This is a genomic window from Bacillus sp. TE8-1 (assembly GCF_008368855.1).
GTDB classification, from domain to species: Bacteria; Bacillota; Bacilli; order Bacillales; family Bacillaceae_G; genus Bacillus_A; species Bacillus_A cereus.
Genome location: NZ_QPET01000048.1, coordinates 1 through 1,009, shown reverse-complemented (window position 1 = coordinate 1,009; position 1,009 = coordinate 1). Strand labels below are relative to the sequence as shown.

The following is a 1,009-nucleotide window of genomic DNA, read 5'->3' as shown; positions in this document are numbered from 1 at the left end:
GATTTAGTATTTTGCGGATGCGGCCGTAGACGAAGAAGAAATGATTTTAACGACTGTCATTGTAGACATGACTGCGATTGTGATGAGTGTCGTCGTAGACGTAATCATGAACGCGATCGCGATCATGAACATGATGATCGTCGAGATTGGTAAAGTCTTTTGAAAGAGTGCATGTCTTAATCGCACTCTTTTTTTATTATGTTTTTATTAGGACTTATTAAACCAAAGGATACAGTTTCAATTTGATTGAACATCTACCAAAACAAACGAACACAACGAACGAAAAGGTGCATCAATTTTGCAAAAAAGAACCTGCAAACCTGCAGATTCTCTTGATAATGATTTATGAAGTAAGACCCGAAAATATAATACAATAATTCGAAAATGAGTTCAAGAGTATTTGGTGATTTAAGCCGCTTTATAATCTTTGTTTTTAAGCTTTTTCTAATATCCATAAATCCTATAATTATTATCGCCATGCATATTAACTTAAGCCAACGAACCTCCTGGTGGTACATTAGCCCAGAAAAGAATTCATAGGCATATAACAAACCGACAATTGGAAATAGCCAAGTCATAAATTTCAAATCTTTTAGATGAAACTTATAATTATTAATCTTTTTCCACATATGTATCAACTCCTATTATTATGAGGTCCTGTAGTTTTTCTTGATGATATCTTTTATGTTGATAATTAAGGATATAAGGAATCCAACAGCTAGGATACCGTTTAACCAATAATATGTATTTCCTGATGAAAACTTATTATAAAAGGAGATGACATTATAATATACTAGGAGCACTGAAAAGACAGTAGAGAGTACTAACATACCAAAACTTTTCATGATGTTCACCTCGATTCAAAATTTTAGAGCTTATTTACAATTTTATATTCAAATAATCGGATTTACAAGAAGAGGAATAAAAAAGAACCCGTTGGAGTACGGGTTCTTTCAGAAGTGATGATGTATTCTCGGCTAGGGAACTGAGAAAAACACAAAAATATAAT

General features: G+C 32.5%; 1 protein-coding gene and 1 pseudogene. Both read right to left on the bottom strand.

Annotated elements, in window-relative coordinates; all coding sequences use genetic code 11:
• Nucleotides 1-408 precede the first annotated feature (408 nt).
• Nucleotides 409-629: pseudogene (locus DN404_RS31160) on the bottom strand (hypothetical protein).
• An 18-nt stretch (nucleotides 630-647) separates the two neighbouring features.
• Complete coding sequence (locus DN404_RS29380; protein ID WP_071741338.1) at nucleotides 648-845, bottom strand: hypothetical protein; 198 nt, start codon at nucleotides 843-845, stop codon at nucleotides 648-650.
• Nucleotides 846-1,009: the final 164 nt, after the last annotated feature.